This window comes from uncultured Moraxella sp. (assembly GCF_945873075.1).
Lineage (GTDB): Bacteria > Pseudomonadota > Gammaproteobacteria > Pseudomonadales > Moraxellaceae > Moraxella.
In genome coordinates, this window is sequence record NZ_CAMCBS010000019.1 from 1 (window position 1) to 18348 (window position 18348).

Sequence of the window (18348 nt, forward strand, 5' to 3'; positions counted from 1 at the left end):
GAGTGGTTAGAGTTTTATTTTAAGCAAAGTGTAAATAACGCTTGAGTTTCTTACAGCTTATTTGAACATATCCGCTTGGCGGTTTTTCTTGACATAATCAATCATACAATCACGCAGTAGCTGACTTGCGGTGCGGTTATTGGCTTTGGCGGCTTTTTTGAATTGTTCGACCAGATTTTTATCGACTCGCATATTAAATGTGGTCATTTCATCGTGTTTTTCTGACATGAGTACTCCAAAGTGATTTTGCCAAAGATGAATCAGCCAAGCCCAAACAGCTTTGGCGAAAAATTTGCCAATTATACCGACTAAATGCACACCTTGCAAGGACAAAATATATTCAATATTCTAAACAATAGGTTTACGACGATAAAACAAAATCCCCGGAATTGATAAGCCGAGCACCAATGCTGAAATCACAAAAATCGCATCAAAAAAGTAGCTCATCATCAGCACAAACAAATCCATGCTAAAGCCAAAATAACCAATCTGCACCATACTCACCATCGCTTTGTAGGCGGTGATGCCCGGCATCATACAAATCAAGCTTGGCACGATTAATGCCTTTGGTGGCAGCTTGCACTGCTGTGCAAAATAAACACCCAAAAAACTGCCTACCATCGCCCCAAAAAATGTCGATACCGCCAAATGAATTTCGGCATTTAGCATACTGTATTTGATGCCCACACCCACCGCCGTAACCAACATGGCATGGCGGATATAGGGCTTGGGCAAAGTAAACATCAAACACCAACCGATAGTGATGATGCAGGAGAGAACGATTTTTTCAGCAATACCAATAACGACATCCATCACAGCCCCCAGTGTGGAATTTGTAATAAGATCAGTGCAATCACGATACCTACACAGGCTGATAGTGTCAGCATCGTCGCGAACATCCAGCGGCCAACGCCCATGTTGATATAGCCTTTTAGGATATCGGACAAGGCATTGATGATGGGAAAGCCAGGCACCAGTAGCAAGATGCTAGAAGCAACGGCAATATCGCCATGATCACCAAGCTTGAGAAAATACGTCGCCGCACCAAGGATGGTGGCGATAAATGCGGTGATGATGACCACAACAAAAGGATTAAAATGGTGTGCGGATAAGTACATTTTTGTACGCATCGCCACAAAACCGGCAACCAATGTCACCAAGGCGATGGGAAGATCGCCGCCATTGAGATAAGCAAAACAAGCGCACGACAAGCCGACAAACAATGACATCAAATTATTGGGATAAGCGGCACGCCCCATCGTGTCAAAAGCTTGGGTGGTATGCTCAATGAACTTATCCTGCTCATCGGTGCTTAGTATTGCAAGCTGGGTAGCCTTGTACTGCTCTGCTTGTAGCACGATTTGCTGAATATGCACTAGAATGCTGACATTGATACCCTGATGCACGGTGTTACGCACGGTGGTGATGCACCGCCCTTGATATAAAGTGGTCAAAGTCACGGCATTAAATGACAATCCACATTCAACCCCATCCACCCCAAGCGCCACCCCAAGCCGTTTGGTCAAATCGACGACGACTGCCGACTCTGCGCCAAACTGCATGAGTAGCAAGGCACAGCGGATACATAGCCGTGTGATACGCTGTTGTTGGTGATAGCTGATGCGTGCTGTAGCCTTGCCGTCATTGTACAAAATCACAGGCTGCATTGCATCAGCTGAATTTGTCATATTTGCCGTCTGTGTCGTGGCAGGCTTTGGATTTGATTGTGCGTTCATGATGGTTTAAGCGTCAAGCAGTGTATCAAGCAGTGCCGATAGCTTATCCACAATCAGCTGGGCATCTGCGTGCGATAGATTGAGTGCAGGCAACAGGCGAATGACATTACCACCGGTAACATTGATAATCAGATGATGCACATCACGAGCCGTATCAACTGCTTGGCTCAAATCCACCCCATCAGGCATTGCAAAGCCAATCATCATGCCACGACCACGAGCGCTGATGCCACGATTGGCAAATTTATCCAAAATCGCTTGGCGGATAAAATCGCCTTCGGTCACGGCATTTGTCATTACTTCGTCTGTCAATTGTTCATACACTGCACAGACAATACGACTGCCAAGCGGTGTACCGCCATAGGTTGAGCCATGACTGCCTACACCAAACAGCCCTACTGCTTTGCCACTGACCATACACGCACCGATAGGAAAGCCATTGCCAAGCCCTTTGGCGGTTGTCAAGACATCAGGGGTGATGTTGCTGTATTGATAGGCGAAATATTTGCCCGTGCGACCATTGCCAGTTTGCACTTCATCAAGCATGAGTAGCCAGTCTTTATCATCACAGATTTTGGCAAGTGCATCCAAATAGTCATCAGGTGGTGTGTGCAATCCGCCTTCGCCTTGGATAGGCTCAACCAGCAGTGCACAGATATCAGCATCATCAAGGTCGGCAACTGCTTGAATATCGCCAAATGGCACACGGATAAAATCATCATCAAGCGTAAAAAAGCCTGCACGCGCCTTAGGATTGGCGGTGGCCGATACGGTCAATAGTGTACGGCCATGAAATGAGTGCTCCATGACCACGACTTTTGGGCGTGCTTTGCCTTGGTTGTGTGCATACAGCCGAGCAAGCTTGAGTGCACATTCATTGGCTTCAGCACCCGAATTGGCAAAAAACACCTGCTGCATATTGGCAGCACGGCAAAGTACTTCCCCTGCCTTTTCTTGCCAATCCACACCGAATAAATTGCTGGTATGCACAAGCTGTCCTGCCTGCTCGCTGATGGCACTTGTGATGGCAGGATGGCAATGACCCAAGCCACAGACAGCAATACCGGTCAGCGCATCCAAATAAGCCGTACCATCGGCAGTGTATAAATAAGACCCTTCGCCACGCACAAAGCTAATCGGCTGGCGAGCATAAGTTGGCATTAAATAGCTCATAAAACATCCTTTTGGTTATTTTGATAAATTTAAACTTGGCAAAGCATGATTAATAGCGAGATAACTGCTCAGCTTGGCTAAGCTCATCGCTAAATGGCGTATCATCGCTTGGGACTTTGTAGTCTTCGGATGCCCATGCGCCAAGGTCAATAAGCTTACAGCGGTCAGAACAAAAAGGCTTATAAGGATTGTCCGTCCAAGTGGTGGGCGTTTTGCACTGTGGGCAAGGATAACTGATGACTTCGCTCAAGGCTGACTCTGATGATGAAACTTTTGGGAATATTTTAGCACAAAAAATCAAGCTTGGCTGATTGATACTGCATAATTTGCATAAGTTGGCTGACGATTAATTATGCAAAAATCAACTAAACAACTCGAATTTATGCACATATTTGCTAATTGCTATACGATTTTACCATACTCATCAGATTTTCTGATTTAATTATAAACTTTATAAAATAATACATGACAGACATAGTCAAGCAAGCTATAATCAGTGACCGATTATGTAATAACTTCTCAATGGCATTTCTCAAGGAAATAAGGAGTCTGATGTGAGTGATGCACCCTTAGTCAATGATGACAAAGCGAATAAAAGCTATCAACAACTGCACAAACCAAGCAGTAGTTTCGACTCTCGTGAAGCGTATCTGAATCATGAACTACAAATCATGCAGCCCAAGAGGTGGCGTGCCAATCTGCCGTTTCGTGATTATCGTTTTGAGTTTGAAGATGCGATTCCTGCGATGGCGGGTACGATTGGTAAGATTGTGATGGTCGGTGCGATGGCCGCCGCCTTTGCAGCGCCTTTGGGGCTGGGTGAAGCCTTTGTACTTGAAAATGTGCGTTATGAGATGCTGATTGCATCTGTATTTGTGCTGTTATTATCAGGATTTTTGTTGCCGACGGCGAATTTGGCAGGGACACACGGTCCACTGATTCCGCTGATTCCATTAGTCGTGGCTGCAGGCGGTCATCCGTTGGCATTTGGGCTATTGATTGGGATTTTTGGTATTCTGCTCGGTGTGTTTAAGGGCGGTTCGCTCTTGGCAAGGCTTACCAGTAATGGTGTGGCAGGCGGTTTGCTACTGTATCTTGGCTTTGTGGGTTTGATTGCGCAGGTCAAAAACATGATGACTTGGGCAGAATCCATCGGCTTGCCGCATTTGGCGTTCGTGATTATCCTTGCTACCATTGTGATGTACGCCCTACTTGAGCATTGGCAAAAGCGTTGGCTAGCTGTGCCGATTGGCTGTGCGCTTGCTGGTGTGATTGCTTTTGCGATGGGTGCGCCGTTTGAATTTAAGACTGAGCCAGGCTTACCACCGCTCAATCCTGCCTACTGGTGGGGCGAAGATACAGGTTGGACTTTGGGCTTGCCTGATGCCAAAAGCTTCGTGGTGGTATTTCCATTTGCAGTGCTAGCCGTGGCGATGTGGTCGCCTGATTTTCTAGGGCATCAAGTATTCCAAAAAATCAGCTATCCACCCAATTCTGAGCGCACCCACATGAATATCGATGATACCATGATTGGCTGTGCGGCAAGACAAGCGACTGGCTCGCTACTTGGCGGTGCGAATTTTGCATCATCATGGGGTACTTATATCGTGCCTGCGGCGATTGCCAAGCGCCCTATCCCTGCTGGTGCAGTATTGACGGCGCTGTTTTGTATCATTGCCAGCATTTGGGGTTATCCGATGGATTTGGCGATTTGGCAGCCCGTGCTGTCGGTGGCATTGATTGTGGCGGTATTTGTGCCACTACTTGAAGCGGGCATGGAGATGACTCGTAAAGGCAAAACTACGCAGTCGGCAGCGATCGTTGTCTTTGCATCAGCACTTGTCAATCCTGTGTTTGGCTGGTCATTGACGATGATGCTAGACAATCTAGGCTTGATTGGTGATAAGCAGCGCAGTGTGGAGCTTGGACTTAGTGGCCGTGTGATTATTCCATTGGCGGGCTTTGTGATTTTGTGCGCTGTAATGGCGGCGGTTGGGATGTTCCCTGGTGTGCCTGCACTGTTGCCACAGTTTAGAATTTAATAGTTTGATAAGACATATAAAATCACCGTCATTAGGCGGTGATTTTTTTGGGCACAAAAAAGACCTTGTAGTTGACTCAATGTCTTTACAAGGTCTTTTAGCAAGTTATGCTATGGCTTATTTTTTGAAATAAGCTTCTAGCACTTCTAGGCATTTTTGAGCTTTCACAGGGGTTTGCTCTTTTGAAGCAGTCACTGCTGAGATGCTCAAAGTCGGTAGATCATAGCCAGGTAGGACAACGACAAGCTCACCAGAGGCGATGAGATCTTTTGCCATCACTTCGTTGGTCTTAAGGATACCGTAGCCTTCACGAGCAAGGTTCAATGCAATGTTGGCATTGTTGCTGTATAGGCGAGCGCTGATACGCACATTGGTTTTTTCGCCGTTTTTGCGGAATTCTAGGCTCTCGGTTGATTTTTCGCTGCAAAGCACGACATCATGCTGAGTTAGGCTCTTTGGTGTGTCGATCGCTTCACGACCTGCTAGGTAGCTCGGTGCAGCGACTAGCACTTGCTTAACTGATGCCAAAGCGGTGCCTTGATTGCCTTCGGCTAGTACTAGTGCCAAATCAATGCGATCTTCGATCATATCAGCTTGGTCACGAGAGATTAGATTTAGGCTTAGGTTGTCATGCTCAGCAAGCCATGAAGATAGCGCAGGCAATAGGTAGTTTTTGGCAAGTTCTGGCGTAGTTGCGATACGCAGACTACCTGAAATTTCGTCTTTTAGTTGGATAACGCTATCACGACCTTGTTCAGCGGCTTTGACCATCTGAACAGCAGCATTGTACAGGCTCTCACCTGCTTCTGATAGGCTAAGTTTACGAGTAGAACGATGTAGTAGAGACACGCCCAAATCGGTCTCTAGTGAGCGAATTTGTTGGCTGACTGCACTGGTTGTAATGCCTAGTTCCTTGGCGGCACCGCTGAATGAACCATGACGAACAACACTGGCAAATACTGCCATACTACGAAGATTGTCTAACATAATTGATCACCTTGAGTTTGTTGCTTATGGAGTGGATATTATAAACCCAAACTCTTTCATTGTAAAGTAAATATTATAAAAATGTGTTAATTTTATAGCACAATTCGAAAAAGGAAGTTATTATATCTAACATTTACCGTCATTGCCAACTAAAATATGACCAATCAGTCAATTTTAATGCTTTACACATATGGCAAAATCGTATATGTCCAATATTAAATAACCTTTTAGAAATACTTTTTATCACCAAAATCCATCTTTGTCAATGAAAATTTGCATATTTAATTAAAAAATCACTTATTCAAAGATGGTGCAAAAAAGGCGTATAAATTCAGTTATCTAAGGGAAAAGTTGAGTTACATTAGTGTAATATTAATTGACAATCTATGGGCGCTGATATTTTGCCAATCTGCTATTGCAAAGTTAGCTTTGGGGTGCCGATGGCGGGTGCATTTTGATCATCGATAAATCCTGATTGCCACAATACGCTAAATACCGCACTGCCCATGAGCTGATTTTGGGCATCGATGAGCGCCTGCTGATCACGCAGAATCTGTTTTTGTTGTGGATTGAGTCGATTCTCTGGTAATGGCACCATCAGTGTTGGTTTGATAAACAGACCATTTAGTCCATCGCTAAGCTTTTCCACGATTGAGCCAAAGCTTTGCTCAGCTTGTGCGCTAGTGGCATCGATAAATAACTGACTAGGTTCACCAATCCGCCCTTCGATGACTGACAGGGACAATAACGCCTTCTCATCAGCCGACAAAGCTTCAGTATTTTGTGGTTGGATTAGCCAATAATCCCATTTGTCATCATCCCATACACCATCGAGTACACACTCGCTTGGCTGCAATCGGCGTATCATCTGCTCCTTGGTGATAAAGGTTGATGGCAAGCCATGGTTGGTTTGGCTGATAGACTCTGCAGGCTGCAAATGACTCTGCTCATGCACAGCTGCTATCGGCATCGATACCATCGATTCGACCGTATTAGCCATATCAGCCATCATCATATCCGATGATGAGTCTGCCTTCATCTGCGCTGGCGAGCTGTCTGATGGTGCATCAGACAGTGTAGGCGGCGCTGTGTCATTTGGTGCATCTATGATATCGGTCAGCTGATTATCCTTGGATGGTTCATGATTGCTATGTACCTGTGTCTGCTTGATGCTCTCATCATGATGATCACTCGTGACTGCATCCACCTGCCCGTCTATTGATCGTGTATCAATGATTTGTTCTATAGCATCAGCATCAATATCACGATCGAATGCGATCGATTCACCCAAGCTATCATCTGCGATCTGAGTATCATCGTCGCCATCAGATACTGGTTCATCTGACCCCTGTATCATTTCTACAGTGGTGTGAGATGACTCTTCAGTAGTGTGTACCGCATTAACTGCATGGATTTGATCTGTTTGGACTGTGCCATCATGCAAACTACTTGAATGATCAGTATGATCAATCACTTCACCCACCGCCAAAGGGCGAAATGCAAGCAGGCGCAAAATCCCCATCTCCAGTGCCTGCATCGGCGTGCTCGCTAGGCGGATACCGTCACGGCTTTTGATAAGAATTTCATAATACAGCTGTAGCACATCGGCGCTGATTTGCTGTGACAGTGTCGTCAAGAGCGCCTGCTCTTCTTCGCTCATATCCAGTGGCGACTGTGGTAGCACCTGCAGCAGTGCCATCTGATGAATGCGATCAATCAGCTCATCAAACACTGCTGTCGCATCCACCATCTTCTCACGCATGAGCGTAATCTGCGCACTCACCGCCACCTTATCATCTCGATAAATCGCATCAATCATCGCCAGCACATCGGTGCTATTGACAAGCCCGAGCATCTCATTGACCGTGTCAGCTTGGATCGCACCGCCACCAAAGGCAATCGCCTGATCGGTCAATGACAACGCATCACGCACCGAGCCTTTGGCAGCGCTTGATAGTTGCCAAAGTGCGGATTCGCTATACTGGATATTCTCAAGCTGTAGCACCTTTGCCAAATGCTCAGCCAACAGTGCCTGCGGCATCGGACGTAGGACGAATTGCAAACAGCGAGAAATGATGGTAATCGGCAGTTTCTGCGGATCGGTGGTTGCAAAGATAAACTTGACGTGCTCAGGCGGCTCTTCGAGTGTCTTAAGAAGTGCATTAAACGAGTGCGTCGATAGCATATGCACTTCGTCAATCAGATAGACCTTGTAGCGGCCTTGTACAGGCGCATAAGGCACGTTTTCGAGTAGTTCTCTCGTGTCTTCGACCTTAGTGCGACTGGCAGCGTCAATCTCAATCAAGTCCAAAAACCGCCCTGCATCAATCGATTGGCAAGTATCACACACACCGCACGGTGTACTTGTGATGCCTGTTTCACAGTTTAGGCACTTAGCCAAAATACGGGCAATGGTCGTCTTGCCCACGCCACGAGTGCCAGTGAACAAGTAGGCATGATGCAGCCTGCCGGTATCAATAGCATTGGCGAGCGCTTGAGAGACATGGGTCTGCCCCAAAAGCTCTGAGAAGTTTTTTGGGCGATATTTACGGGCAAGGACTTGATATTGTTTATCCATGATTAATAATTAAAATCTATCCGGTTCACTATTTGAAGCTTGTTTGGTTTGTTCATTATACACATAAATCTGCTGATTGCCTGCAGCATCTTCTTCGATGATGTATTTTTGACCACTGCGATTTAGACGGTTGATTTGGCGCTGATACCATCCCATAAAGCCGTTTGATGGCGCATCTGGATTATGATAAAACGCATTAATCACCGATGGCAAGCCAAGTCCGCACACCACGCCAGATAATAGCACAACGATAAACGTATAACCAATCAGTACATTGTTATAATCACGAATGGCAGGATTATTCGCCACCGCCAAAATCAGCGCAAGCGAAATGCCGCCACGCACCCCGCCCCAAGACAAGATGGATAAGCTGCCATTGTAGGCGTTTTTGCGCACGGATGGAAAAAAGGCAAAAGAGACAAAATTGGCGATAAATCGTGCCAAATGCAGCAGTACAAACGCCACTACACCACCAATCACAATACCAGCACTAAGATCCAAGATAAACAGCTCAAGCCCAATCAGCGTAAATAAGAAAGAGTTAATAATCCCTTCGATGGTATGCCAAAAATGATTGATGTCTTGGATGTCGTTTTTGTGTAAGATTTTTTGCCATTGATTGCCAACGATGAGCCCTGCCACCACACAAGCAATCGGCGCTGAAGCATGGGCGTACAATGCCACCAAATAAGAACCCACCGCCAAAAGCGCTGTGATAAGAATCGATGATTCCATCTCATTTTTGCCTTTGAGTAGATACAAGGCACTGCGACCAAATGCCACACCAATCACCACCGCCACGATGACTTCGTATGCCAGATGTTTAATTACGGTCAAGAGATTAAAACCATTACCTTCAATGACCTTTAAGATCGTCATAAAAATGGCAATACACATCGCATCATTAAACAGCGATTCACCTTCAAGCTTGACCATCAGATGTCGTGGTGCTTTGATCGAGCTTAATACACCTTTGATACCGATTGGGTCGGTTGCCCCCAGTGCTGAGCCCAAGAGCAGCAGCATAATCAGCGGTACTGCATGACCTGTCAGTGTCTGAAAACCGTACAGCATCACCCCAAAGATGATGGCGCACAGCAGCAGTGAGACACTTGCCAAAATGCCAATCTGCTTCCAATAATGCTGCAAATCAGAAATCTGAAACTTCAGCGCCGATGAAGTCAGAATAAAGCAAATGACGCCATTGATTAAAAAATCATAAAAATTAATATGGCGTACCGCTTCTTCGATGGCTTCGATATTGATATTGATAAATTGATTACCGTTTAATAACGTCGCCACCCATTGCAAGATAAATACAAGCAATGCCGACACAATCGGCACACCAATCGCCTGTGGCAAGCCAAGCACACGCTTATTGAACAATGTCGTTGCAATCGATACCAAACAAACAATTGCAAAAATCTCAAGAAAAATAAAACTGCCCATATCGCCCCATGACGCCAGATCTTTATTAGAAAAATAAAGGCGTTTTGTTCATTCACAAATACGCCTTTATGCACATCTCATCGCTTATTTTTGGCGCATATGCGGGAACAAAATCACATCACGGATGCTTGGCGCATCAGCAAATAGCATCACCAAGCGGTCGATACCAATGCCTTCACCCGCTGTTGGTGGCAAGCCGTATTCTAATGCTTCGATAAAGTCGGCATCATAGTGCATCGCTTCATCATCGCCTGCGTCTTTTTCAGCGACCTGCGCTTGGAAACGCTCGGCTTGGTCGATTGGGTCATTGAGCTCACTAAAGCCGTTGGCAAGCTCACGACCACCGATAAAGAACTCAAAGCGATCCGTGATGTGCGGATTGTCATCATTACGGCGTGCTAGTGGCGAAGTTTCCGCAGGATATTCGGTGATAAAGGTCGGCTGACGCAGTTTTGATTCGACGGTTTCTTCAAAGACGATGGTTTGTAATTTGCCCAAACCAAAGCTTGGCTTAACTTCTTCTTTAAGCACTTCTTTGACGAACTTGGCAAGAAACTCACGGTCGTTGACATTGTCAGGGGTAAAGCTAGGATTGTGCTCAAGAATCGCATCGAACATTGAGATTTTCTTAAAAGGCCCTTTGAAGCTGAACACTTCGCCTTGATATGGCACATCGGTTGAGCCTAGAATGTCGATGGCAAGTTTTTCAAGCATATTTTCGGTCAATGCCATCAAATCTTTGTAATCGGCATAAGCTTGATAAAACTCAATCATGGTAAATTCAGGATTGTGGCGAGTTGAGACGCCTTCGTTACGGAAGTTACGGTTGATTTCAAACACACGCTCAAAACCGCCGACCACCAAGCGTTTTAGGTACAATTCAGGTGCGATACGCAAAAACAGTGGCATATCTAGCGCATTGTGATGCGTCTCAAATGGACGAGCTGATGCACCACCTGGGATGACGTGCATCATCGGCGTTTCGACTTCCATAAAGCGTTCATTGGTCAAGTAGTTGCGAATGCCTGCAACGACCTTAGCACGGATTTCAAAGGTGCGTTTGGTCTCTTCATTGACAATCAAATCTAAATAACGCTGACGGTATTTGACTTCGGTATCGGTCAAGCCATGAAATTTGTCAGGTAGTGGACGCAGCGACTTGGTCAATAGCTCAAAGTCTTCTAGGTGGATGTACAAATCCCCCTTGCCAGAGCGACCGATATAGCCTGATGCCGCCACGATATCGCCTAAGTCCAGTGATTTGATGGTCTCAAGCGTCTCGCTTGGCAAGCCTTTGCGATCGACATACAGCTGAATACGGCCTGTCATGTCTTGGATGACGATGAATGAGCCACGGTTTAGCATCACACGTCCGGCAACTTTGGCATAGACCTTGTCGCCTGCTTCGATGGTTGCCTTGTCCACGCCATCAAATTGATTTTGTAGATCTTGGCAATAATCTTCGCGCTTAAAGGTGTTTGGATAAGCGGTTTTGCCTTGCTCGGCGGCTTTTTGTTGTAGCGCTTCTAGTTTGGCATGGCGTTGGGCGATAAGATCGTTTTCGCTGATGTGTTCTGCTTGGGTTTGCTCAGTCATGATAATTCCAATAATTGTCAAAAATCAAAAACAAAAAGATAGACTATTGTATCAGATTATGCGCCATCAATCATTATTAAATTTGGCAAATTTTTATCAAACCAGCAGGATGTAAAAGATTTGGCAAGCATCCAAAAACCTGCTATGATACCAAAAACCCACAACCAAAAAGGAGTTTGTGATGGCGACCAAAACCGTTGGTGTCCCTTATCGTATTTTGCGTGATGATACGCAGGCCATCTTAATCGATGTTCAAGAAAAATTAACCCCGCATATCCACGACCATGAGGCTGTCACGGACAAGATGGCGATTTTAATTCAAGGCTTGCAAGCGCTTGGTGTGCCTGTGATGCTGAACGAACAATACAAAAAAGGCTTGGGCGAAACCATCCCAAAGCTATATGATATCCTTGATGATGCCAACAAACAAAGCTTTGAAAAATTAAGCTTTAGCGTCTGCGACAACGCCCCATCATGGGCGCATATCGTCCGCCAAAATCGCCGCATTGCGTTACTGTTTGGCATTGAGACCCATGTCTGTGTACTACAGACGGCGCTAGATCTTTTGGATAATGGTATGCAACCTGTCATCGTCGCTGATGCGGTCGGCTCAAGAAATCCTTATGATAAGAAAATCGCCCTACGCCGTATGCGCCGTGCCGGTGCGGTGATTACCACCACCGAAGCGATTTTGTTTGAGCTACTGCGTGGTGCGGATGATCCTGCGTTTAAGACCATTGCCAAATTGGTGAAATAACCTACGCAAATTACGCAAATTGGTCAATATTGATTGATAAAAATCGCCGAAAGTTGTGACTGTCGGCGATTTTTTTGATGCAAAAGGATTGATAAAGTTAAAGTTAAAGTTATTGCTTAAGTTTCCAATCCTTGACCTGCCATCCACCTGCTGGATCGTTGATACTCTCGGCGATGATTTCAGGCTTGACTAGGCGTGAATTGACCGTGTTGTACAAAAAAGTACCGGGCGCATCTTTTTGTAAAATCATCTCCGCTTGGGCGTAGAGCTTTTGGCGCTCGGTGCTATCTGCGGTATTGATGGCTTGTTCGAGCAAGGCATCATAGGCGGTATTATGATAGCGACTGCGGTTATTTTCGTTGCCTGTCTTAAAGATATTTAAAAATGTCGTTGGCTCGTTATAATCTGCGCACCATGATGCGAGCACGGCTTGATATTTGCCTTGTTTGCGATTGTCTTGCAGTGCTTTCCATTCCATTTTTGACAGATTAATATCAATAAAATCAAGCGATTCTTTGTAGATGGCTTGGGATGCGACGGTGACATTTTTGGCAATCTCATTACTGCTTGAGAGTAGCTCAAACTTCAGCGGATTTTGTGCATTGTATCCTGCTTCATTAAGTAGTGCTTTGGCTTTGGCAATGCGTGTGGCTCGATCATCTTTGACCCAATCAGGCTCAATCACACTCATGCCTGCGATGACACTTGGGGTGAATTGATAAGCAGGTTTTTCGCCACGCTTGAGCACATCTTTGGTGATGATATCACGATCAATAATCAAAGACAGCGCCTGACGCACACGCACATCATTAAATGGCGCAACTTGATTATGATATTCAAAATACGCCGTGCATAAGCGTGGCATGGTTACAAGCTCATTGCCGTGCTTGGCTTTGATTTGTTCAAATTGCTCTGGTGGCACATCCGATGTGATATCCACTTCCCCCGCTTGATAACGACTAATCTCGCCAACCCCTGCAATCGGCAAGAATGACACCGTATCAAATGTCGTCTTATCATTATCAAAATAAGCAGAATTTCGCTCAAGTTTGACATGACTACCCACCACTTGCTCGACTGGCTTATACGCACCGCTAACCACGATATTAGCAGGATTGACCCATGCATCGCCGTGTTGCTCGATGGCTTTGGCATTCACCGCATAAGTCGCTGGCAATACCAACAAATCCACAAAATACGGCACAGGCTCAGTCAAAGTAATCTGCAAGGTCTTATCATCAATCGCAACCACGCCCAGACTATCGACACTGGCAGTGCCGGCGATGATTTTATCGGCATTGACCACCTTAGCATCCGCCAAATAAGATGCATAAGGCGCAGCGGTCGCAGGATCAGTCAGACGACGCAAAGAATACACAAAATCCTGTGCAGTAATCGGCGTGCCATCAGACCACTTGGCATCACGCAGATAAAATGTCCACTGCTTATTATCCGCACTCTCCCAACGCTCGGCAAGTGATGGGGTGGTCTTGCCTGTGGCATCGGTCGCCACAAGCCCCACCAAAAACTGACGGATGATATTAAAAGATGGAATGTCTGATGTCTTGTGCGGATCGAGCGATGTCGGCTCGGCGGTATTGCCAATCTCTATGCTGTGCGATGTGGCTGTGTCTGTTTTTTGGTCATTGCTTGTGCGATTTGGGCTATCATGACAAGCTGATAATGCACAGACACTACCCATGCCGAGCGCCAATGCCAGTAATTTGAATGAGAATTTCATAAAATATCCTTATTAAAGCGACTAAATCAATGCGACAAATCAAGTAGTCAAGTGGTGTGCCAAGCCACGATATTTACAAAATGAAATATTATATTAGAATACTTGCTTGTCTCATGCAAGTCAATTGCTATTAAAAACCCATCGATCAAGTCAGATTTGGCTGATTTATAAAATTAGTTCAGTATAAAACTGGCGTAAATTCATATCATATCTGATAATGATCAAATTCCCATCTGGCAAAAGTGCTAATCTGCATAGCAAGCTGATGCCAACTATCACCTGTAGCATAACAGATGTATCTTTCAATGATTTGTTTGATTTTATTGTAATCAAAGTGATTGACAATCAGATAACTACACCCCATCACACCATAACATTCATCAGCCAACTGAGATAGATAAGCTGGCGTACAAATAGTTAGATAAAAATCATCACCACCAATTTTACCATCAACACCAATAACCAAGCGTACATCCAAAGCAAATTCACCTGATGGCTTCGGATATAACTCTGATAAAACTTCAGATGTTTCTTCAACAATAATCGCTTTTAGCTGTGCTTTCATGAACACCCCCTAATAATAAAGCGACCCAAAAGCCGCTTTATTATCAATCTACCAAATCATCACTCACCACTGACACTTGCCATCAAATCCGCCTGATGCTCACGCAATAGGCTGTCTAATAGCTCGGTCAAATCCCCTTCCATAATCGCATCTAGCTTATAAAGGGTCAGATTAATCCTGTGATCCGTCATACGACCTTGTGGGAAATTATAAGTACGGATACGCTCGGAGCGATCACCTGAACCAACCAAATTGCGACGCATATCACTGGTGGCATCGATTTGCGCTTGGACTTTGGCTTGTTGGATACGGGCAATCAGCATTTTCATGGCTTTTTCTTTGTTGGCGTGCTGAGAGCGTTCTTGCTGACATTCAGCGACGACCCCTGTCGGAATATGAGTGATACGCACCGCTGAGTCTGTGGTATTAACATGCTGACCACCTGCACCGCTTGAGCGGTAGGTATCGATACGCAAATCCGCAGGGTTGATCTCAACCGTATCATCAATCTCAATCTCAGGCATCGCCGCCACCGTACACGCTGATGTGTGCACTCGCCCTTGACTTTCGGTTGCAGGTACTCGCTGTACACGATGCGCACCACTTTCAAACTTCAAGCGACCATAGACATCCGTGCCTGAGATACGGCTGATGATTTCTTTGTAGCCACCGTGCTCGCCTTCGTTGGCAGATAGGACTTCGACTTGCCAACCTTGAGATTGGGCGTATTTTTGGTACATACGGAATAAATCACCGCTAAAAATCGCCGCTTCATCACCACCTGTCCCCGCTCGGATTTCCAAAAAGGCAGGCACTTTGTCATTGGGATCTTTGGGTAGCATCAGCACATTGAGCTTATCGCCCAAAGTTTCGATACGCACTTTGGCATCGTCAATCTCTTCGGCTGCCATTTCTTTCATATCAGGATCGGATAACAGTTCTTGGGCAGTTGCCAAGTCTTCTTCGGCTTGCAAAAACTTCTGCCAAGTTTCGGTAATCTCGGTCAAATCACTGTGTTCCATTGACAGCGTGCGAAATTGCTTATTATCAGAAATCACATCAGGATCGGATAACAAATGTGTCACTTCTTCGTAGCGATCAACCATCTGATCTAGGCGATGGCGTAGGGATTCTTTAATCATTGTGCTTATCTTAAAAATTTGCCAAAATCATGGCGTATTTTGCCACAAATCAATCTTTTTTGCATGGGTTTTGTGCAATTTGCTACAATACCGCATACGCCACATTAAGAGCAATCATGACCCAAGACAAAACCACAGCCAGCCCATCACCGACAACCCTGCTGATCATCGGCGCAGAATGTACGGGCAAATCCACGCTGATGCAGGCATTTTGTCAGCGGTATCATGCGCTCGGTGTGAGCGAATATATGCGTAGCTATCTGGATGCCAAGCCATCAGGCTATCTATGTCAATTTGATGATATTATGCCCATTGCCGCAGGACAACGACAGCAAGAACGGCTCGCTTATACACAGGCAAAGGCAAATGATATTGGTTTTGTGATTTGTGATACATCACCGATATTGGTGGCGGTATATAGCCAGTGGTATTTTGGGCGTGTACCTGATGAGCTTTGGGCGCTCATAAGGCAGTGCCATTATGACCATGTATTTGTCACGGATGCGCATGGGATTGACTGGGTGGCAGATGGTCAAAGGGATTTACCACATGGCAGGCATTTGATGCGTGATGCGATTATCCAAATGCTGCAAAAGCTTCAAAGCAACTTCACGCCCATCACAGGCACAGTTGATAAACGGCTGATGACGATGGCAAAAGTACTTAATCAAGCTTAACTCTAGACAATATTAAGCTTATCTAGCGATCAAACACATCCGCCAAAAAACAAAGACGCCCACAACTGTGAGCGTCTTTTGATGGTAGGAAACTTGGCAATAAGTCAAAAATTAAACTTTTTTCAAAATCACCGAACCAATCGAATAGCCTGCACCAAATGATGACATCACGCACAAATCACCTGACTGCACACCTTCTTGGCTGTCATGGAATGCGATGATTGGGCTGGCTGAGCTTGTGTTGCCATAGTTGGCGATGACCACAGGGGCGATGGCTTTATCCGCATCTTTACCCATCACCATACGCAAAATCAAATCAATCATATTGATATTGGCTTGGTGCAGCCATAGGCGTTTGATTTGTTGTGGGTCGATGTGATTTTCTGCCAAATGCGTGCTGATGGTCTCGGCAACTTTTGGGCAGACTTCACGAAACACCTTACGACCTTCTTGCAAAAATAGGCTTTTGGTCACAGGTTCATCGATATCGCTGTGCATCGGCACACCTGATGCCAAAGACTCTGAGCGGTCCATAAAGCCGTATTCGCTCGTGATATTGGTTGAAAATTGGGTAATCAGCTTGGTGCTGATGACTTCATAGCCTTTTGGCGTGTCAAGCTCTTCGACGATGGTTGCCGCTGCGATATCACCAAAGATAAAGTGGCTATCACGGTTACGCCAGTTGAGATGCCCTGAAGTAATCTCGACATTGACCACCGCCACACGCTTAGCCAGACCCGAGCGGATATTGGCAGCTGCTTGAGCGATAGCAAAAGTCGCCGCACTACACGCCACATTCATATCAAAGGCAAAACCATGCGTCATGCCCACTGCGTGCTGAATCTCAATGGCAATCGCCGGCATGGCACGCTGAAAGTTCGAACAGGCACAAATCACACCATCTAGGTCATCCGCACTTAGACCGGCGTTCGCCAAAGCTTTGTTCAGTGCATCCGCGCCCATCTCTGCCATGATAGACAGCTCTTCGCCCAGCTTACGAGCAGGGAAAATCGGCGCCATGATGTCAGGATTTAGGATGCCTTCTTTTTCGATGACATAGCGAGATTTGATGCCTGATGCTTTTTCGATAAATTCTGCGCTAGAATGTTGCAAAGCCACCTTTTCGCCACTGGCGATGGCATCAGCGTGCTTGGCATTATAATTATCCACATAAGTATTAAAAGTTGCCACCAGCTCTTCGTTGCTGATTTTATGAGCAGGAATGTGTAATCCTGTTGCGGTAATGCAAATGGTCATAATGACTCCTTGATTCGGTATTTTGTTGTCTGCCATTGTAGCACAAATAAATGTAACGAGTTGTAAAAAAATACAGTTGTTTACACAATTTATTTGTAACGCTTAGCCAATCCAGTATCGGCGCACCTGTTTGTCGTCCATGCTGATGATATTTTCAAGCTGACCGCCGTTTTTCTCTATCACTCGTGCCGAGCCGATATTCTCATCATAGCAAGTGACCAGCACTCGATTTACACCAATCTTTGCCAAAAACTGCACGGCAAAGCCAAGCATGATGGTCGCAACGCCACGCCCTTCAAAATCAGGATGCGTGCTGTAGCCAACATGACCGCCGATTTTGTGCAAAAATTCGGTCAATTCATGACGAATACCCACCACGCCAATCACTTGATTGTCATGCATTGCCAAAAAATGACTGTCGGGCACTTTATCATAGCCGAATAAATTCGTCCCTGCAGGTGCATTGAGATAATCAAGCCATGCTTGATAATTATCATCAAATCGCTCAAGTCCACCACCGCCATGAATCACATCATCATGGCGTGATAGATACGCATCCTTATAAGCTATCACCGCTTGCTGATGCTCTATCGTCGGTCGGATAAATACAATGTCATCTGCAATCATAAATAATTTCCCTTTAACATC

General features: G+C 45.6%; 17 protein-coding genes. 3 read left to right on the plus strand and 14 right to left on the minus strand.

What is annotated here, in order from left to right:
* Positions 1 to 57: 57 nt before the first annotated feature.
* The 5 genes from Q0N89_RS07270 to Q0N89_RS07290 form a co-directional block, all read right to left on the minus strand.
* Positions 58 to 228 (minus strand): hypothetical protein, encoded by a 171-nt coding sequence (locus Q0N89_RS07270; protein ID WP_169835327.1) that lies wholly within the window; start codon positions 226 to 228, stop codon positions 58 to 60.
* Positions 229 to 348: 120 nt separating this feature from the next.
* The gene (locus Q0N89_RS07275) at positions 349 to 813 is read right to left on the minus strand and encodes a threonine/serine exporter family protein (RefSeq protein WP_294034915.1); all 465 of its coding nucleotides are present in this window, start codon (positions 811 to 813) and stop codon (positions 349 to 351) included.
* Positions 813 to 1736, minus strand: coding sequence for a threonine/serine exporter ThrE family protein (locus Q0N89_RS07280; RefSeq protein WP_294034917.1), 924 nt, complete (start codon positions 1734 to 1736; stop codon positions 813 to 815). The genes Q0N89_RS07275 and Q0N89_RS07280 overlap by 1 nt, the downstream gene beginning before the upstream one ends.
* 6 nt (positions 1737 to 1742) lie before the next feature.
* A complete protein-coding gene (locus Q0N89_RS07285; RefSeq protein ID WP_294034919.1) occupies positions 1743 to 2909 on the minus strand; it encodes an aspartate aminotransferase family protein in 1167 nt (388 codons plus the stop codon).
* 49 nt (positions 2910 to 2958) lie between these two features.
* Positions 2959 to 3159 (minus strand): DNA gyrase inhibitor YacG, encoded by a 201-nt coding sequence (locus tag Q0N89_RS07290; RefSeq protein WP_294034921.1) that lies wholly within the window; start codon positions 3157 to 3159, stop codon positions 2959 to 2961.
* 304 nt (positions 3160 to 3463) lie between these two features.
* Here Q0N89_RS07290 and Q0N89_RS07295 point away from each other — a divergent pair, with 304 nt between their 5' ends.
* Positions 3464 to 4951 (plus strand): DUF3360 family protein, encoded by a 1488-nt coding sequence (locus tag Q0N89_RS07295; RefSeq protein WP_294034923.1) that lies wholly within the window; start codon positions 3464 to 3466, stop codon positions 4949 to 4951.
* Between the two features lie 117 nt (positions 4952 to 5068).
* On the opposite strand, the gene Q0N89_RS07300 is transcribed toward Q0N89_RS07295, so the two are convergent.
* The 4 genes from Q0N89_RS07300 to lysS all read right to left on the minus strand — a co-directional run bounded on the left by Q0N89_RS07300 (position 5069) and on the right by lysS (position 11561).
* The gene (locus tag Q0N89_RS07300) at positions 5069 to 5938 is read right to left on the minus strand and encodes a LysR family transcriptional regulator (protein WP_294034925.1); all 870 of its coding nucleotides are present in this window, start codon (positions 5936 to 5938) and stop codon (positions 5069 to 5071) included.
* Between the two features lie 412 nt (positions 5939 to 6350).
* Positions 6351 to 8516, minus strand: coding sequence for a DNA polymerase III subunit gamma/tau (gene dnaX, locus Q0N89_RS07305; protein ID WP_294034927.1), 2166 nt, complete (start codon positions 8514 to 8516; stop codon positions 6351 to 6353).
* 9 nt (positions 8517 to 8525) lie between these two features.
* On the minus strand, positions 8526 to 9965 hold the full coding sequence (locus Q0N89_RS07310) for a cation:proton antiporter (protein WP_294034929.1): 1440 nt from the start codon (positions 9963 to 9965) through the stop codon (positions 8526 to 8528).
* Between the two features lie 84 nt (positions 9966 to 10049).
* The gene (gene lysS, locus Q0N89_RS07315; RefSeq protein ID WP_294034931.1) at positions 10050 to 11561 is read right to left on the minus strand and encodes a lysine--tRNA ligase; all 1512 of its coding nucleotides are present in this window, start codon (positions 11559 to 11561) and stop codon (positions 10050 to 10052) included.
* A gap of 181 nt (positions 11562 to 11742) precedes the next feature.
* Here lysS and Q0N89_RS07320 point away from each other — a divergent pair, with 181 nt between their 5' ends.
* A complete protein-coding gene (locus Q0N89_RS07320) occupies positions 11743 to 12318 on the plus strand; it encodes an isochorismatase family protein (RefSeq protein ID WP_078253719.1) in 576 nt (191 codons plus the stop codon).
* A gap of 109 nt (positions 12319 to 12427) precedes the next feature.
* Here Q0N89_RS07320 and Q0N89_RS07325 read toward each other — a convergent pair whose 3' ends face one another.
* The 3 genes from Q0N89_RS07325 to prfA form a co-directional block, all read right to left on the minus strand.
* Complete coding sequence (locus Q0N89_RS07325; RefSeq protein WP_294034935.1) at positions 12428 to 14059, minus strand: ABC transporter substrate-binding protein; 1632 nt, start codon at positions 14057 to 14059, stop codon at positions 12428 to 12430.
* 205 nt (positions 14060 to 14264) lie between these two features.
* Entirely contained in the window at positions 14265 to 14624 is a 360-nt protein-coding gene (locus Q0N89_RS07330) for an Imm8 family immunity protein (RefSeq protein WP_294034937.1), read from the minus strand.
* A gap of 59 nt (positions 14625 to 14683) precedes the next feature.
* Positions 14684 to 15763 (minus strand): peptide chain release factor 1, encoded by a 1080-nt coding sequence (gene prfA, locus Q0N89_RS07335; RefSeq protein ID WP_294034980.1) that lies wholly within the window; start codon positions 15761 to 15763, stop codon positions 14684 to 14686.
* A 119-nt stretch (positions 15764 to 15882) separates the two neighbouring features.
* Here prfA and Q0N89_RS07340 point away from each other — a divergent pair, with 119 nt between their 5' ends.
* A complete protein-coding gene (locus tag Q0N89_RS07340) occupies positions 15883 to 16443 on the plus strand; it encodes an ATP-binding protein (RefSeq protein ID WP_294034939.1) in 561 nt (186 codons plus the stop codon).
* A 111-nt stretch (positions 16444 to 16554) separates the two neighbouring features.
* On the opposite strand, the gene Q0N89_RS07345 is transcribed toward Q0N89_RS07340, so the two are convergent.
* Together Q0N89_RS07345 and Q0N89_RS07350 are read right to left on the minus strand one after the other, a co-directional pair.
* Positions 16555 to 17700: a beta-ketoacyl-ACP synthase III gene (locus Q0N89_RS07345; RefSeq protein ID WP_294034941.1), complete on the minus strand. Its 1146-nt coding sequence runs from the start codon at positions 17698 to 17700 to the stop codon at positions 16555 to 16557.
* A 102-nt stretch (positions 17701 to 17802) separates the two neighbouring features.
* Positions 17803 to 18327, minus strand: coding sequence for a GNAT family N-acetyltransferase (locus tag Q0N89_RS07350; protein WP_294034944.1), 525 nt, complete (start codon positions 18325 to 18327; stop codon positions 17803 to 17805).
* Positions 18328 to 18348 lie beyond the last annotated feature (21 nt).